14 protein-coding genes, 3 tRNA genes and 3 rRNA genes are annotated in these 16,381 nt (G+C 53.4%); 8 read left to right on the top strand and 12 right to left on the bottom strand.

The genetic code is table 11. The annotated features are described in order from the left end of the window. Positions 1-104: 104 nt before the first annotated feature. The 7 genes from O1721_RS08050 to gmhB form a co-directional block, all read right to left on the bottom strand. A tRNA-Asp gene (locus tag O1721_RS08050) sits at positions 105-181 on the bottom strand. Between the two features lie 55 nt (positions 182-236). Further along, positions 237-352 (bottom strand): 5S ribosomal RNA (gene rrf, locus O1721_RS08045). A gap of 192 nt (positions 353-544) precedes the next feature. Then, positions 545-3,450: ribosomal RNA gene (locus O1721_RS08040) — 23S ribosomal RNA — on the bottom strand. A 171-nt stretch (positions 3,451-3,621) separates the two neighbouring features. Further along, positions 3,622-3,697 (bottom strand) — tRNA-Ala (locus O1721_RS08035). Positions 3,698-3,802: 105 nt separating this feature from the next. Further along, a tRNA-Ile gene (locus O1721_RS08030) sits at positions 3,803-3,879 on the bottom strand. 70 nt (positions 3,880-3,949) lie between these two features. Then, positions 3,950-5,491: ribosomal RNA gene (locus O1721_RS08025) — 16S ribosomal RNA — on the bottom strand. Together the 16S, 23S and 5S rRNA genes with 3 tRNA genes alongside form the textbook arrangement of a ribosomal RNA operon. A gap of 371 nt (positions 5,492-5,862) precedes the next feature. After that, on the bottom strand, positions 5,863-6,429 hold the full coding sequence (gene gmhB / locus O1721_RS08020; RefSeq protein ID WP_017383733.1) for a D-glycero-beta-D-manno-heptose 1,7-bisphosphate 7-phosphatase: 567 nt from the start codon (positions 6,427-6,429) through the stop codon (positions 5,863-5,865). Between the two features lie 188 nt (positions 6,430-6,617). Between gmhB and metN the strand changes: the two genes are divergently transcribed. The 6 genes from metN to proS all read left to right on the top strand — a co-directional run bounded on the left by metN (position 6,618) and on the right by proS (position 12,197). Continuing rightward, on the top strand, positions 6,618-7,649 hold the full coding sequence (gene metN, locus O1721_RS08015) for a methionine ABC transporter ATP-binding protein MetN (RefSeq protein ID WP_032647320.1): 1,032 nt from the start codon (positions 6,618-6,620) through the stop codon (positions 7,647-7,649). Then, positions 7,642-8,295 (top strand): methionine ABC transporter permease MetI, encoded by a 654-nt coding sequence (locus tag O1721_RS08010; RefSeq protein WP_003856130.1) that lies wholly within the window; start codon positions 7,642-7,644, stop codon positions 8,293-8,295. The genes metN and O1721_RS08010 overlap by 8 nt, the downstream gene beginning before the upstream one ends. A 40-nt stretch (positions 8,296-8,335) precedes the next feature. Beyond that, positions 8,336-9,151: a methionine ABC transporter substrate-binding lipoprotein MetQ gene (gene metQ, locus O1721_RS08005; protein WP_003856132.1), complete on the top strand. Its 816-nt coding sequence runs from the start codon at positions 8,336-8,338 to the stop codon at positions 9,149-9,151. A gap of 106 nt (positions 9,152-9,257) precedes the next feature. Further along, positions 9,258-9,662, top strand: coding sequence for an Rcs stress response system protein RcsF (rcsF, locus tag O1721_RS08000; protein WP_015572735.1), 405 nt, complete (start codon positions 9,258-9,260; stop codon positions 9,660-9,662). Continuing rightward, positions 9,659-10,366 carry a tRNA (N6-threonylcarbamoyladenosine(37)-N6)-methyltransferase TrmO gene (gene tsaA / locus O1721_RS07995; protein WP_015572734.1) on the top strand — a complete coding sequence of 236 codons (708 nt, stop codon included), beginning with the start codon at positions 9,659-9,661 and terminating at the stop codon, positions 10,364-10,366. The genes rcsF and tsaA overlap by 4 nt, the downstream gene beginning before the upstream one ends. A 112-nt stretch (positions 10,367-10,478) precedes the next feature. Next, the gene (gene proS, locus O1721_RS07990; protein WP_032647317.1) at positions 10,479-12,197 is read left to right on the top strand and encodes a proline--tRNA ligase; all 1,719 of its coding nucleotides are present in this window, start codon (positions 10,479-10,481) and stop codon (positions 12,195-12,197) included. Positions 12,198-12,242: 45 nt separating this feature from the next. Here proS and nlpE read toward each other — a convergent pair whose 3' ends face one another. The 3 genes from nlpE to O1721_RS07975 are packed head-to-tail and all read right to left on the bottom strand — an operon-like array spanning position 12,243 to position 13,939. After that, positions 12,243-12,941, bottom strand: coding sequence for an envelope stress response activation lipoprotein NlpE (gene nlpE / locus O1721_RS07985; RefSeq protein WP_017383734.1), 699 nt, complete (start codon positions 12,939-12,941; stop codon positions 12,243-12,245). 39 nt (positions 12,942-12,980) lie between these two features. Further along, a complete protein-coding gene (arfB, locus tag O1721_RS07980) occupies positions 12,981-13,397 on the bottom strand; it encodes an alternative ribosome rescue aminoacyl-tRNA hydrolase ArfB (RefSeq protein WP_006810027.1) in 417 nt (138 codons plus the stop codon). Beyond that, complete coding sequence (locus O1721_RS07975) at positions 13,394-13,939, bottom strand: YaeQ family protein (RefSeq protein ID WP_015572732.1); 546 nt, start codon at positions 13,937-13,939, stop codon at positions 13,394-13,396. Before O1721_RS07975 ends, arfB begins: the two co-directional genes overlap by 4 nt. A 195-nt stretch (positions 13,940-14,134) precedes the next feature. Between O1721_RS07975 and O1721_RS07970 the strand changes: the two genes are divergently transcribed. Further along, the gene (locus O1721_RS07970; protein WP_003856146.1) at positions 14,135-14,335 is read left to right on the top strand and encodes a YaeP family protein; all 201 of its coding nucleotides are present in this window, start codon (positions 14,135-14,137) and stop codon (positions 14,333-14,335) included. After that, positions 14,322-14,582, top strand: a complete 261-nt coding sequence (rof, locus tag O1721_RS07965) for a Rho-binding antiterminator (RefSeq protein ID WP_003856148.1) — start codon at positions 14,322-14,324, stop codon at positions 14,580-14,582. Before O1721_RS07970 ends, rof begins: the two co-directional genes overlap by 14 nt. Positions 14,583-14,608: 26 nt before the next feature. Here the strand turns inward: rof and tilS are convergent, their stop codons facing one another. Further along, positions 14,609-15,895: a tRNA lysidine(34) synthetase TilS gene (gene tilS / locus O1721_RS07960; protein ID WP_032647313.1), complete on the bottom strand. Its 1,287-nt coding sequence runs from the start codon at positions 15,893-15,895 to the stop codon at positions 14,609-14,611. Between the two features lie 58 nt (positions 15,896-15,953). Continuing rightward, positions 15,954-16,343 carry a VOC family protein gene (locus O1721_RS07955; protein WP_003856151.1) on the bottom strand — a complete coding sequence of 130 codons (390 nt, stop codon included), beginning with the start codon at positions 16,341-16,343 and terminating at the stop codon, positions 15,954-15,956. Between the last annotated feature and the right edge of the window lie 38 nt (positions 16,344-16,381).

Raw genomic sequence — 16,381 nt, 5'->3', positions numbered from 1 at the left:
TGCCGAAAAAGATCGTGAACCGCAGAGGATTTTTGCTAATTTCGCAACAATCAAACGACAGATAAGAAAAAAGCCCTGAGCGTTAGCTCAGGGCTTTTAATAAGTGGCGGAACGGACGGGACTCGAACCCGCGACCCCCTGCGTGACAGGCAGGTATTCTAACCGACTGAACTACCGCTCCACCGAATACTTCTGTAACCACCGGATTAATGCACCGGCTTACTACTTAATTTGATGCCTGGCAGTTCCCTACTCTCACATGGGGAGACCCCACACTACCATCGGCGCTACGGCGTTTCACTTCTGAGTTCGGCATGGGGTCAGGTGGGACCACCGCGCTACAGCCGCCAGGCAAATTCTTGTGCTCTGTCCTGTGTCTTTCGCACTGATACTGCGTTGGCTGCTCTCGTAAAGTCAGTCACATACCTCAGTATGCTCCTTCCTTTCCTTCGTTTGCCGCCTTGTCTCAGCGCAAAATCCTTCGGACTCTGAATCTAAGCTGAAAATCGTGTCTGTCTCTTCGCCAAAACAGCTTCGGCGTTGTAAGGTTAAGCCTCACGGTTCATTAGTATCGGTTAGCTCAACGCATCGCTGCGCTTACACACCCGACCTATCAACGTCGTCGTCTTCAACGTTCCTTCAGGAGACTTAAAGTCTCAGGGAGAACTCATCTCGGGGCAAGTTTCGTGCTTAGATGCTTTCAGCACTTATCTCTTCCGCATTTAGCTACCGGGCAGTGCCATTGGCATGACAACCCGAACACCAGTGATGCGTCCACTCCGGTCCTCTCGTACTAGGAGCAGCCCCCCTCAATTCTCCAGCGCCCACGGCAGATAGGGACCGAACTGTCTCACGACGTTCTAAACCCAGCTCGCGTACCACTTTAAATGGCGAACAGCCATACCCTTGGGACCTACTTCAGCCCCAGGATGTGATGAGCCGACATCGAGGTGCCAAACACCGCCGTCGATATGAACTCTTGGGCGGTATCAGCCTGTTATCCCCGGAGTACCTTTTATCCGTTGAGCGATGGCCCTTCCATTCAGAACCACCGGATCACTATGACCTGCTTTCGCACCTGCTCGCGCCGTCACGCTCGCAGTCAAGCTGGCTTATGCCATTGCACTAACCTCCTGATGTCCGACCAGGATTAGCCAACCTTCGTGCTCCTCCGTTACTCTTTGGGAGGAGACCGCCCCAGTCAAACTACCCACCAGACACTGTCCGCAACCCGGATTACGGGTCCACGTTAGAACACCAGCCATTAAAGGGTGGTATTTCAAGGTTGGCTCCACGCAGACTGGCGTCCACGCTTCAAAGCCTCCCACCTATCCTACACATCAAGGACCAGTGTTCAGTGTCAAGCTATAGTAAAGGTTCACGGGGTCTTTCCGTCTTGCCGCGGGTACACTGCATCTTCACAGCGAGTTCAATTTCACTGAGTCTCGGGTGGAGACAGCCTGGCCATCATTACGCCATTCGTGCAGGTCGGAACTTACCCGACAAGGAATTTCGCTACCTTAGGACCGTTATAGTTACGGCCGCCGTTTACCGGGGCTTCGATCAAGAGCTTCGCGTTGCCGCTAACCCCATCAATTAACCTTCCGGCACCGGGCAGGCGTCACACCGTATACGTCCACTTTCGTGTTTGCACAGTGCTGTGTTTTTAATAAACAGTTGCAGCCAGCTGGTATCTTCGACTGATTTCAGCTCCGTCCGCAGGGACTTCACCTACACATCAGCGTGCCTTCTCCCGAAGTTACGGCACCATTTTGCCTAGTTCCTTCACCCGAGTTCTCTCAAGCGCCTTGGTATTCTCTACCTGACCACCTGTGTCGGTTTGGGGTACGATTTCGTGTTACCTGATGCTTAGAGGCTTTTCCTGGAAGCAGGGCATTTATCACTTCAGCACCGTAGTGCCTCGTCATCACACCTCAGCGTTAATAAGGTACCGGATTTACCTGGAACCTCCGCCTACATGCTTAAACCGGGACAACCGTCGCCCGGCTGACATAGCCTTCTCCGTCCCCCCTTCGCAGTAACACCAAGTACAGGAATATTAACCTGTTTCCCATCGACTACGCCTTTCGGCCTCGCCTTAGGGGTCGACTCACCCTGCCCCGATTAACGTTGGACAGGAACCCTTGGTCTTCCGGCGAGCGGGCTTTTCACCCGCTTTATCGTTACTTATGTCAGCATTCGCACTTCTGATACCTCCAGCATGCCTCACAGCACACCTTCAACGGCTTACAGAACGCTCCCCTACCCAACAACGCATAAGCGTCGCTGCCGCAGCTTCGGTGCATGGTTTAGCCCCGTTACATCTTCCGCGCAGGCCGACTCGACCAGTGAGCTATTACGCTTTCTTTAAATGATGGCTGCTTCTAAGCCAACATCCTGGCTGTCTGTGCCTTCCCACATCGTTTCCCACTTAACCATGACTTTGGGACCTTAGCTGGCGGTCTGGGTTGTTTCCCTCTTCACGACGGACGTTAGCACCCGCCGTGTGTCTCCCGTGATAACATTCTTCGGTATTCGTAGTTTGCATCGGGTTGGTAAGCCGGGATGGCCCCCTAGCCGAAACAGTGCTCTACCCCCGAAGATGAGTTCACGAGGCGCTACCTAAATAGCTTTCGGGGAGAACCAGCTATCTCCCGGTTTGATTGGCCTTTCACCCCCAGCCACAGGTCATCCGCTAATTTTTCAACATTAGTCGGTTCGGTCCTCCAGTTAGTGTTACCCAACCTTCAACCTGCCCATGGCTAGATCACCGGGTTTCGGGTCTATACCCTGCAACTTAACGCCCAGTTAAGACTCGGTTTCCCTTCGGCTCCCCTATACGGTTAACCTTGCTACAGAATATAAGTCGCTGACCCATTATACAAAAGGTACGCAGTCACCCCATAAAGAGGCTCCCACTGCTTGTACGTACACGGTTTCAGGTTCTTTTTCACTCCCCTCGCCGGGGTTCTTTTCGCCTTTCCCTCACGGTACTGGTTCACTATCGGTCAGTCAGGAGTATTTAGCCTTGGAGGATGGTCCCCCCATATTCAGACAGGATACCACGTGTCCCGCCCTACTCTTCGAGTTCACAGCATGTGTGCTTTCGTGTACGGGACTATCACCCTGTACCGTCGGACTTTCCAGACCGTTCCACTAACACACAAGCTGATTCAGACTCCGGGCTGCTCCCCGTTCGCTCGCCGCTACTGGGGGAATCTCGGTTGATTTCTTTTCCTCGGGGTACTTAGATGTTTCAGTTCCCCCGGTTCGCCTCGTTAACCTATGTATTCAGTTAACGATAGTGCAACGGATTGCACTGGGTTTCCCCATTCGGACATCGCCGGGTCAAGGGTTCATATCACCTCGCCGGCGCTTTTCGCAGATTAGCACGTCCTTCATCGCCTCTGACTGCCAGGGCATCCACCGTGTACGCTTAGTCGCTTAACCTCACAACCCGAAGATGTTTCATCTTCTGATTGCGAAAATTTGAGAGACTCGAACACACATGAGCTGTGTGTCGTTTCAATTTTCAGCTTGATCCAGATTTTTAAAGAGCAAAACTTCGCAGTGCACCTTTTCAGGTTCACTCTGAAGTTTTCTTGTGTTCGCAGTAAAAGATGGTGGAGCTATGCGGGATCGAACCGCAGACCTCCTGCGTGCAAGGCAGGCGCTCTCCCAGCTGAGCTATAGCCCCATCGTAGTCACCTCTGTACCGGTAATTTTTGTTGAGGCAAGGCGTGGTGACACGAAGCATACTTATGTATGTGAGTGTCGCCGCAACGCAGCATCAGCAAAAATTTGGTAGGCCTGAGTGGACTTGAACCACCGACCTCACCCTTATCAGGGGTGCGCTCTAACCACCTGAGCTACAAGCCTGTAGAGGTTTTTTACTGCTGTTTTTCATCAGACAATCTGTGTGGACACTACAAAGGCAGGTTCTTTAAGGTAAGGAGGTGATCCAACCGCAGGTTCCCCTACGGTTACCTTGTTACGACTTCACCCCAGTCATGAATCACAAAGTGGTAAGCGCCCTCCCGAAGGTTAAGCTACCTACTTCTTTTGCAACCCACTCCCATGGTGTGACGGGCGGTGTGTACAAGGCCCGGGAACGTATTCACCGTGGCATTCTGATCCACGATTACTAGCGATTCCGACTTCATGGAGTCGAGTTGCAGACTCCAATCCGGACTACGACGCACTTTATGAGGTCCGCTTGCTCTCGCGAGGTCGCTTCTCTTTGTATGCGCCATTGTAGCACGTGTGTAGCCCTACTCGTAAGGGCCATGATGACTTGACGTCATCCCCACCTTCCTCCAGTTTATCACTGGCAGTCTCCTTTGAGTTCCCGGCCTAACCGCTGGCAACAAAGGATAAGGGTTGCGCTCGTTGCGGGACTTAACCCAACATTTCACAACACGAGCTGACGACAGCCATGCAGCACCTGTCTCAGAGTTCCCGAAGGCACCAATCCATCTCTGGAAAGTTCTCTGGATGTCAAGAGTAGGTAAGGTTCTTCGCGTTGCATCGAATTAAACCACATGCTCCACCGCTTGTGCGGGCCCCCGTCAATTCATTTGAGTTTTAACCTTGCGGCCGTACTCCCCAGGCGGTCGACTTAACGCGTTAGCTCCGGAAGCCACGCCTCAAGGGCACAACCTCCAAGTCGACATCGTTTACGGCGTGGACTACCAGGGTATCTAATCCTGTTTGCTCCCCACGCTTTCGCACCTGAGCGTCAGTCTTTGTCCAGGGGGCCGCCTTCGCCACCGGTATTCCTCCAGATCTCTACGCATTTCACCGCTACACCTGGAATTCTACCCCCCTCTACAAGACTCTAGCCTGCCAGTTTCGAATGCAGTTCCCAGGTTGAGCCCGGGGATTTCACATCCGACTTGACAGACCGCCTGCGTGCGCTTTACGCCCAGTAATTCCGATTAACGCTTGCACCCTCCGTATTACCGCGGCTGCTGGCACGGAGTTAGCCGGTGCTTCTTCTGCGGGTAACGTCAATCGACAAGGTTATTAACCTTATCGCCTTCCTCCCCGCTGAAAGTACTTTACAACCCGAAGGCCTTCTTCATACACGCGGCATGGCTGCATCAGGCTTGCGCCCATTGTGCAATATTCCCCACTGCTGCCTCCCGTAGGAGTCTGGACCGTGTCTCAGTTCCAGTGTGGCTGGTCATCCTCTCAGACCAGCTAGGGATCGTCGCCTAGGTGAGCCGTTACCCCACCTACTAGCTAATCCCATCTGGGCACATCCGATGGCAAGAGGCCCGAAGGTCCCCCTCTTTGGTCTTGCGACGTTATGCGGTATTAGCTACCGTTTCCAGTAGTTATCCCCCTCCATCAGGCAGTTTCCCAGACATTACTCACCCGTCCGCCACTCGTCAGCAAAGCAGCAAGCTGCTTCCTGTTACCGTTCGACTTGCATGTGTTAGGCCTGCCGCCAGCGTTCAATCTGAGCCATGATCAAACTCTTCAATTTAAAAGTTTGATGCTCAATGAATTAAACTTCGTAATGAATTACGTGTTCACTCGTTGAGACTTGGTATTCATTTAGTGTCCGAAGACATTAAGAATCCATGTCACTTTGAGTGCCCACACAGATTGTCTGATAAATTGTTAAAGAGCAGTTGCGACGCGCTTCAGCGCTCTGTCGCGAGGTGGCGTATATTACGCTTTCCTCTTTCAGAGTCAACCCGTTATTTCAGGATTTTTTCTCTTCAACCGACCGGGTTGTCTGTGAAGTGATTCACATCCGCCGTGTCGATGGAGGCGCATTATAGGGAGCCGCCGAGGAATGACAAGCGGAAAAATGCATTTTTATTTCAACCGCTCACCTTTTCGCCAAAACGCCTATTTTTGGTGCTTTTTAATCTCTTTTGGCAGTTCTGCCAGACTCGTTATCACCCAGTCGGCTGCATTTTCTGCTTCTGGGGTGACCGGTTTACCGGTACGCACTAATACCTTGGTACCTACACCTGCCGCCGCTGCTGCCTGCATATCTTCCAGTTTATCGCCCACCATATAAGATGCGGCCATATCAATGTGCAGGAATTCCTGTGCAGAGATAAACATGCCCGGGTGTGGCTTACGGCAATCACAGGTCTGACGATACGCCTCTACACTTCCCTGCGGGTGATGCGGACAATAATAGATGCCATCAAGATCGACGCCACGATCGGCCAGAGACCAGTCCATCCATTCCGTCAGCGTCTCGAATTGCGCTTCGGTGAATTTACCCCGGGCGATACCGGACTGGTTAGTTACCACCACCAGCGCATAGCCCATCTCTTTCAACTGGCGCATGGCATCTATTACGCCCTCGATAAATTCGAACTCATCAATCTCATGGACGTAACCGTGATCCACATTAATAGTGCCGTCACGATCGAGAAAAATTGCGGGTACAGATTTTGCCACCGGTTTGCTCCTGAAAAAGTCTTGTTCAGCTAGTATCTCATGAATCGCAGCGCAATAAAGTGCTCATCGCACAGAGGTGGATTGATTTAGACGTCTGGATGCCTTAACATCCATTTTGTTTACGGTCATTCCCCGTATCTGGCAGAAGAAAATGCCACGGCTAACTTACTTACGATAAAAATAATCTAATGATTAAACTTTCCAATATCACCAAAGTGTTCCAGCAGGGGAACCGAACCATTCAGGCGCTGAACAACGTCAGCCTGCATGTGCCTGCTGGTCAGATTTATGGCGTCATTGGCGCATCGGGTGCGGGTAAAAGTACGCTGATCCGTTGTGTTAACCTGCTTGAGCGCCCAACCCAGGGCTGCGTAGAAGTTGGCGGCCAGGAGCTTACCGCTCTCTCAGAAAAAGAACTCACCAAAGCGCGTCGCCAGATTGGCATGATTTTCCAGCACTTTAACCTGCTGGCATCCCGCACCGTGTTCGGCAACGTTGCCCTGCCGCTTGAGCTGGATAACACGCCGAAAGAAGAAGTTACGCGTCGCGTCACCGAACTGCTCGACCTTGTTGGTCTGGGCGACAAGCATGATAGCTACCCGGCAAATCTGTCCGGCGGGCAAAAACAGCGTGTAGCAATCGCTCGCGCGCTGGCAAGCAACCCAAAAGTGCTGCTGTGCGATGAAGCCACCAGCGCATTAGATCCAGCTACCACGCGCTCTATTCTGGAACTGTTAAAAGACATTAACCGTCGTCTGGGCCTGACTATCCTCCTTATTACGCATGAAATGGATGTAGTGAAACGCATCTGCGACTGCGTGGCGGTCATCAGCAACGGTGAGCTGATTGAGCAGGACACGGTGAGTGAAGTCTTCTCGCACCCGAAAACGCCGCTGGCTCAGCAGTTCATTCAGTCCACACTGCATCTGGATATTCCGGAAGATTACCTGGAACGTTTAAAAACAGACGCAACACCTGACAGCGTCCCGATGCTGCGCATGGAGTTCACGGGCCAGTCCGTTGACGCACCGCTGCTGTCCGAAACCGCGCGTCGCTTTAACGTGAATAACAACATTATTAGCGCGCAGATGGACTACGCCGGTGGCGTGAAGTTCGGCATTATGCTGACGGAAATGCACGGCACACAGGAAGAAACCCAGGCGGCAATTGCCTGGCTGCAAGAACATCACGTAAAAGTAGAGGTACTGGGTTATGTCTGAGCCGATGATGTGGCTACTGGTTCGCGGCGTTTGGGAAACGCTGGCAATGACCTTCGTATCGGGCTTCTTTGGTTTTGTGATTGGGCTGCCGGTCGGCGTGCTGCTGTACGTTACGCGCCCGGGTCAAATTATTGAAAACGCGAAGCTGTACCGCACGCTCTCTGCGCTGGTGAACATTTTCCGGTCTATTCCGTTCATTATTCTGCTGGTGTGGATGATTCCGTTTACGCGCGTGATCGTCGGGACGTCGATTGGTTTGCAGGCAGCTATTGTCCCGCTGACCGTAGGCGCGGCACCGTTTATCGCCCGTATGGTGGAAAACGCCCTGCTGGAAATCCCAACCGGCCTGATCGAAGCTTCCCGCGCTATGGGTGCGACGCCAATGCAGATCGTTCGCAAAGTTCTGCTGCCAGAGGCGCTGCCTGGGCTGGTGAACGCAGCAACCATCACGCTTATCACCCTGGTCGGTTATTCCGCAATGGGCGGCGCCGTAGGTGCTGGCGGTTTAGGCCAGATTGGATATCAGTACGGCTATATTGGCTATAACGCTACCGTAATGAATACCGTTCTGGTATTGCTGGTTGTGCTGGTTTACTTAATTCAATTCTCTGGCGATCGTATCGTCCGGGCTGTTACGCATAAATAACGTTACAAACAACACAAACTCGACGAGTTAAGGATATAACATGGCGTTTAAATTTAAGACCTTCGCAGCAGTAGGCGCACTGATTGGCTCGCTGGCACTGGTGGGTTGCGGTCAGGACGAAAAAGATCCAAACCACATCAAAGTAGGCGTTATCGTCGGTGCAGAACAGCAGGTTGCTGAGGCCGCGCAGAAAATCGCTAAAGAGAAATATGGCCTGGACGTTGAACTGGTGACCTTCAACGATTACGTTCTGCCGAACGAAGCGCTGAGCAAAGGCGACATTGACGCTAACGCCTTTCAGCATAAACCGTACCTGGATCAGCAGATCAAAGATCGCGGCTACAAACTGGTTGCTGTCGGTAACACCTTCGTTTACCCGATTGCCGGTTACTCCAAGAAAATTAAATCTCTGGATGAACTCCAGCCGGGTTCACAGGTTGCCGTCCCTAACGACCCAACCAACCTTGGCCGTTCCCTGCTTCTGCTACAGAAAGTGGGCCTGATTAAACTGAAAGAAGGCGTTGGCTTGTTACCGACCGTTCTGGACGTAACCGAAAACCCGAAAAATCTGAAAATTGTTGAGCTGGAAGCACCACAGCTGCCACGTTCTCTGGACGATGCGCAGATCGCCCTGGCCGTGATCAACACCACTTACGCCAGCCAGATCGGCCTGACCCCAGCGAAAGATGGCATCTTCGTTGAAGATAAAGATTCCCCGTACGTCAACCTGATCGTGACTCGCGAAGACAACAAAGACGCGGAGAATGTGAAGAAATTCATACAGGCATATCAGTCTGAAGAAGTGTACCAGGAAGCCAATAAGGTGTTTAACGGCGGCGCGGTTAAAGGCTGGTAATCTCCCGGCAGTGTAATATCATCAAGACGGGCATTTGCCCGTCTTGTCATTTGTGCGGTCAACTGCTTCAATATCTGACGTTTTGATTATCCACTGAGGAATTATTATGCGTGCTTTACCGATCTGTTTTTTAGCACTGATGCTGAGCGGCTGTTCTATGCTAAGCAGATCTCCTGTTGAACCTGTTCAAAGCACTGCAACCCCGCCAAAAGCGGAGCCAGCAAAACCGAAAGCGCCTCGCGCTGCGCCGGTACGTATTATTACCAAAGCCGACGAGCTGGTCGGTAAGCCATTCCGTGAACTGGGCGAAGTGAGCGGCGAATCCTGCCAGGCAACGAATCAGGACTCCCCACCCAATATTCCGACAGCCCGCAAGCGTATGCAAATCAACGCGTCGAAAATGAAAGCCAACGCGGTGCTGCTGCACAGCTGCGAAGTCACCAGCGGCACACCTGGTTGCTATCGCCAGGCGGTATGTATCGGTTCTGCGCTTAACATTACGGCGAAATGAGTTCATTTCAGTTCGAGCAGATAGGCGTTATCCGCTCCCCTTATAAAGAAAAGTTCGCCGTTCCACGTCAGCCGGGTCTGGTCATTAACGGCGGCGGCGAGCTTCATCTTGTCGCGCCGTATAATCAGGCCGATGCAGTGCGCGGGCTTGAGGCGTTCAGCCATTTATGGGTGGTCTTTGTATTTCACCAGACCATGGAAGGCGGCTGGCGTCCTACCGTGCGTCCGCCTCGTCTGGGCGGAAATGCCAGAATGGGTGTCTTTGCCACCCGCTCAACCTTTCGTCCCAACCCCATCGGGATGTCGCTGGTCGAGCTGAAAGGCATACGTTGTCAGAAAGATCAGGTGATCCTGGAGTTAGGTAGCCTTGACCTGGTTGATGGCACGCCGGTCATAGATATTAAGCCTTACCTGCCCTTCGCCGAAGCGCTGCCGGATGCCCGAGCAAGCTATGCTCAGGACGCACCGCAGGCAGATATGCCGGTTCACTTCACGTCTGAAATAACGACGCAAATCAGCGAGCTGGAAAAGCGTTATCCTCGCCTGCGTGACTTTATCGTTGAAGTGCTGGCCCAGGACCCCCGTCCCGCCTACCGCAAAGAAGAGGAAGCCGGGAATACGTACGCCGTCTGGCTGCTGGACTTTAACGTGCGCTGGCGCGTGACTGCGGCGGGTTTTGAAGTGTTTGCCCTGGAACCCAGGTAATTTTGTTCTCCTCTCTTTTGGCATCTTTGCCACACTGGTAAACTAAACCACTTTTTTTGTGTCAGGCTGGTGTTTCAGCCTGTTCCAATCGTCGAAATGGAACCGTAACAACATGCGTACTAGCCAATATCTGCTCTCCACTCTGAAGGAGACACCTGCCGACGCCGAGGTGATCAGCCACCAGCTGATGCTGCGCGCCGGGATGATCCGCAAGCTGGCCTCCGGGTTATACACCTGGCTGCCGACCGGCGTGCGCGTCCTGAAAAAAGTCGAAAACATCGTGCGTGAAGAGATGAACAACGCCGGTGCTATCGAGGTGTTAATGCCGGTCGTTCAGCCCTCTGAACTGTGGCAGGAGAGCGGTCGCTGGGAGCAGTACGGTCCTGAACTGCTGCGTATTGCCGATCGTGGCGATCGTCCATTCGTTCTCGGTCCAACGCATGAAGAAGTGATCACCGATCTGATCCGTAACGAGCTGAGCTCTTACAAACAGCTGCCGCTGAACTTCTTCCAGATCCAGACTAAGTTCCGTGACGAAGTGCGTCCACGCTTTGGCGTCATGCGTTCTCGCGAGTTCCTGATGAAAGATGCTTACTCTTTCCATACTTCTCAGGAATCGCTGCAAGAGACCTACGACAAAATGTACGCGGCCTACAGTAAAATCTTCTCCCGCATGGGGCTGGATTTCCGTGCTGTACAGGCTGATACCGGTTCAATCGGCGGTAGCGCCTCCCATGAATTCCAGGTTCTGGCGCAGAGCGGCGAAGACGATGTGATCTTCTCTGACTCCTCTGATTACGCCGCGAACATCGAATTTGCAGAAGCGCTGGCACCGAAAGAACCACGCGGCGCGGCAACGCAAGAGATGACGCTGGTTGATACGCCAAACGCGAAAACTATCGCCGAGCTGGTTGAGCAGTTTACTCTGCCGATCGAAAAAACCGTGAAAACCCTGCTGGTGAAATCGGCTGAAGGTAGCGCTTATCCACTGGTTGCCCTGCTGGTACGAGGCGATCACGAGCTGAACGAAGTGAAAGCCGAGAAGCTGCCGCAGGTTGCCAGCCCGCTGACCTTCGCAACGGAAGCGGAGATCCGCGCCGTGGTGAATGCAGGTCCTGGTTCTCTGGGTCCGGTGAACATGCCTGTTCCGGTGATCATTGACCGCACCGTTGCGGCGATGAGCGACTTCGCTGCGGGCGCAAACATCGACGGTAAACACTACTTCGGCATCAACTGGGATCGTGACGTGGCGACGCCGGAAGTGGCTGACATCCGTAACGTGGTCGCAGGCGATCCAAGCCCGGACGGCAAGGGTACCCTGATGATCAAACGCGGTATCGAAGTAGGCCACATCTTCCAGCTGGGCGATAAGTACTCGCGCGCAATGAACGCTGCCGTTCAGGGCGAAGATGGCCGTAACCAGGTTCTGACCATGGGCTGCTACGGCATTGGCGTAACGCGCGTTGTTGCTGCCGCTATCGAGCAGAACTATGACGAACGCGGAATCGTCTGGCCGGATAACATCGCGCCGTTCCAGGTGGCGATCCTGCCAATGAACATGCACAAGTCTTACCGCGTGCAGGAGCTGGCTGAGAAACTCTACGCTGAGCTGAGCGCGAAAGGTATCGACGTGCTGATGGATGACCGTAAAGAGCGTCCTGGCGTGATGTTTGCTGACATGGAACTGATCGGTATTCCACACACCATCGTCATTGGCGACCGTAACCTCGACAGCGACGAGATTGAATACAAATACCGTCGCAACGGCGAAAAACAGATGATCAAGACGGGAGATATTCTTGATTACCTGGTGAAAGCCATCAAAGGTTAAGAAACAAAAAACCCCGCCAGTGCGGGGTTTTTTAATGGCTATATCTTATTTGCTTTCGCAGTCTTTCCCCGCAGCAAACTTCGCATCTTTATCTGCCACCAGCGTTTTCACCAGCTCGCCGCTATCCGGGTTTGGCTCCAGCGTAAAGTGCCCTTCAACCGTCAGCAACACTGGCTTACTGTCGTTGCCGCGCGCGACGGCATAGTCTCGCTCCAGCTGGGCATTGTTCGCCACGCTGACTTTCTTCCCGGTTGCACAGTCAGTGAAGATCGCCGCATCCGCCATGTAGAAATACATCCCTCGCATCGCCATTGGGGTGGCTGGCAGGGTCGCTTTCACCGGGGCCAACGTGTAGTTGAACTGAGATTCAATCGGATTGCCTTCGCGATCGAGCATCTCCATCCCCTCGCCTTTGGCGCGGAAGAAGGTTTTATCGCCCGTGGTATCCGTCAATACCAGCTTCTCAGCCGTACGCGCCCATGTTCCGTAAGATGCAAAAGAAGACGGTTCTTTCGCCCCCTGGTAACGCTGGTTCATGACCCAGGTGCCATCTTTTTGCAGGAACAGAGAGGTTTCGATGCCCTCGCAATCTGCACACGGTAATACGCCGCGCCAGCTTTGCTGCATCGGCTTTAATTCTTCATTTTGCGTTGGCTGTAGTACCTGCGTTTCTGAACGGTTATTACAGCCAAAAAGCGCGAACAGGCTTGTCACGGCCAGCGCTGATAATAATGCTTTTTTCACAATACTTTCCTTATGAAAAAGGGTATCCCTTTCGTCACATTATGGGTGACGGACTTTGCCACGCAGTGATTTTACGGTGGATTTCTGCGCCTTCGATGACAACCGACGTTCTTTCGATGCCCGCGTTGGACGTGTTGCCCGGCGACTTTTTTGTACAGCCGTCAGCTCTTTGATGACCGCGACCAGCCGGGCTATTGCCGCTTCCCGGTTAAGCTCCTGGCTGCGATACTCCTGCGCTTTAATCACCATCACACCCTCGCTGGTGATCAGGTGATGGCTGGCGGCAAGCAGGCTTTCTTTATAATACTCTGGCAGGCTGGAGGCCCGAATGTCAAAGCGCAAATGGATAGCCGTTGAGGCCTTGTTAACGTGCTGTCCCCCTGCTCCCTGGGCCCGGATGGCGGTGATCTCCAGCTCGTTATCAGGGATGCTGACGTTTCGGGACAATACAATCATGATGCGGGCTGCCAGGCTGTGAGATGAATTTCCAGATTATTCTGAGAATCGGAAAGCCAGATGGCGCCGTCCTGAATCGTCGCCTGTAGCGCCATCGTCCGGCTGGCGAACGCACTCAGCTGCGCCAGCTGTTCATCATCCAGATACCAGACGGTAAGATTTTTGAACAGCGCACATTTATTTTTATTTTGTTGCCACCAGATCTCCGCCGCTCGCTGGTTGTAGGCAAACAACGCCACTTCAGCAGACTGGGTGCAGGCCTTTTTGATCCGGCGTTCATCCGGCAGGCCAAGCTCAATCCATAAATCGATACCCAGATGATCGTTGCGCAGCCAGGCTTCCGGTTCATCTTCCGCGCTTAAACCACGGGTAAATTGCAGACGCTCGTCGGCATACTTAATCCACGCCAGCAGGCGCAGCATCATGCGCTCCTGGGTTTCAGAAGGATGACGCGCCAGCGTCAATGACGCATCCAGAAACTGGTTACGGTCAAGATCCGCCACATTGACCACAGCTTTATAAATTGTCGCTTTCAGCGCCATGAGAGAACTCCTTTCGAATCAGGCGTACATTGTAGCGAAAACCGCGGCAAAAGGCTGTTACGAGGTGGTGGCGCCCTCTTATCAAGGCGCTGATATTGCTTAAATGAGTATGGTATAGTCACCTTGCTAAACCGAGTTTAACTTCGTAGGCTTAATGATATCTCACAGTAAGTCAGTACGCTGGCAGGAGGTGATGTGAATAATTATTGTGAGTTGATTCGCAGACGGTATGCGGAGATCGCCAGCGGAGATCTGGGGTACATTCCGGATGCGTTGGGCTGTGTATTGAACGTGCTAAATGAAGTGGCCTCTGATGAGAGCCTTTCTGAATCGGTCAGGGAAAAAGCAGCGTATGCTGCGGCGAATTTACTGGTGAGCGATTATGTCGATGAATGATACCTATCAACCCATCAATTGTGATGACTATGACAACCTCGAACTCGCCTGCCAGCATCATTTAATACTGACGCTGGAGCTAAAAGATGGCGAAGTGCTAAAGGCAAAGGCCAGCGATCTGGTTTCCCGTAAAAATGTGGAATACCTGGTTGTGGAAGATGCAGGTGCAACGCGTGAGCTACGCCTCGACAAAATTGCCAGTTTCAGCCATCCGGAAATCGGCACCGTTGTGGTGAGCGAATCCTGATAACCAACGGGCAGCCATGCTGCCCGTTACGCTTTCCATTCAAAATTAACACCCGCTTCAGCCCACCCCTCTTCAGTGATGAACACCTCTGCCGCCGCGATGAGCGTGTCGCCGTAAAACAGAAGCGGCGTGGTATCACGTCGCCAGGGCGGAACGTTCTGTTCCTGCCAGATTTTCTTCAGCTTACGCCCGCCGTTACGCCCGACGATATGCAGCATGCCGCTGGCCCTGAAGCGTATAGTGACGTTCTCGTCCGGCTCAGGTAGACGCACATTGCCCGAATGGCTTAACGCAACGACACCGGCATTCATCGGTAGCGTTAATGCTTTTTCCGGCGACGGCCAGTCGAGCACAGCGTCAGCCAGCGACGGCACAGATTTTACCCACCAGAGTTGCCCTTTATAGCGCCTGACGTTATAACCATTCAGGTGTATACACGGGGCGGCATCTTCCCTCGCCTGTGCAACTTCCTCCCAGATACGGTTGAGCATCGCCCGGGAGGGCATAACCGCACGGTGGTAAGCCAGCCAGCGGCGAATCAGAGCAGCCCGACGCACGGGGCTCATCACCATCAACGGCGCAATGTTCAGGGCACCGTCAGCGGTAGTCAGCGTATCCAGCTCCTCGCTCAGCAACTCATCCAGCAAGCTTTCCTGTTCAGCACACAGCATGGCGCTTCTGGCCGCCGCTTCGGAAAAATGCGCCCAGCGCTCACTCAGCAGCGGTAAGACGCGCAGGCGCAGGAAGTTACGGTCGTAACTGTCGTCCTGATTGCTCTCGTCTTCAATCCAGCACAGATGATGCTGCTGCGCCCAGGCTTCCAGTGATGCGCGCGTCTCACCCAGCAGCGGGCGGATGAGCTCTGTTTCAGCAAAATCTGCGCGCTCAGGCATGGCAGATAACCCCGCAGGCCCGCTGCCCCTCTTGAGCGCCAGTAAAAACGTCTCGCACTGGTCGTCCAGATGCTGCGCGGTGACCAACGCTTCCCCTTGCTGTAATGCGCCGGAAAACGCGGCGTAGCGGGCTTTCCGCGCCTGCGCCTCAATACCCAGCCCCTCATCCTCAAGCGTGACGCGTTCAACGATCAGCGGGATCGCCCACCCTGAACACACCGCTTCGCAGTGCGCCACCCAGTCGTCGGCATGGGGGCTTAAGCCGTGATGGATATGCATCGCCCGCAGCTGGACGTCAGGCTCACGGTCGCGCCAGAGCTTAAGGCGGTGCAGCAAAACGGTGGAATCCAGGCCACCGCTGAACCCCACCAGCAGCTGGCGATAGGGTGAAACGGCGTGCGCGATAGCGGGTAAGGTCATAGGAAATTACACATAAAAAATGCCCGAACTGAACGGGCATTATCACACATGACGGCGATTACTGCTGGTAAAGCTCCAGCGGCAGCCCGTCCGGATCGTTGAAAAAAGTGAAACGTTTATCGGTAAAGGGATCGACACGAATCGCTTCGCAGGCCACGCCGTGGGCTTCCAGATGTTTTACCGCGCTGTCCAGGTCATCGACGCTGAAGGCCAGGTGGCGCAGGCCGCAGGCTTCCGGGCGTGAAGGACGCGCTGGCGGGAAAGGAAAAGAGAACAGTTCAATCACATATTGTCCGTTTAACGCCAGATCGCCTTTCCAGGAGTCGCGCTCCTCACGGTAAGCCTCGCTCAACAGCGTAAAGCCGAGAACGTCGCAGTAGAATGCCTTACTTTTCGCGTAATCGGTGGCAATGATCGCAATATGATGAACCGCTTTTAAACCCAGCATAGTTTCTCCTTTTTATGATGCTCTGAACGTTACAACCG

This window comes from Enterobacter cloacae complex sp. HYC033_NIDB (assembly GCF_056673335.1).
The sequence above is the reverse complement of the archived record's forward strand: the minus strand, read 5'-3'. Positions and strand labels throughout refer to the sequence as shown.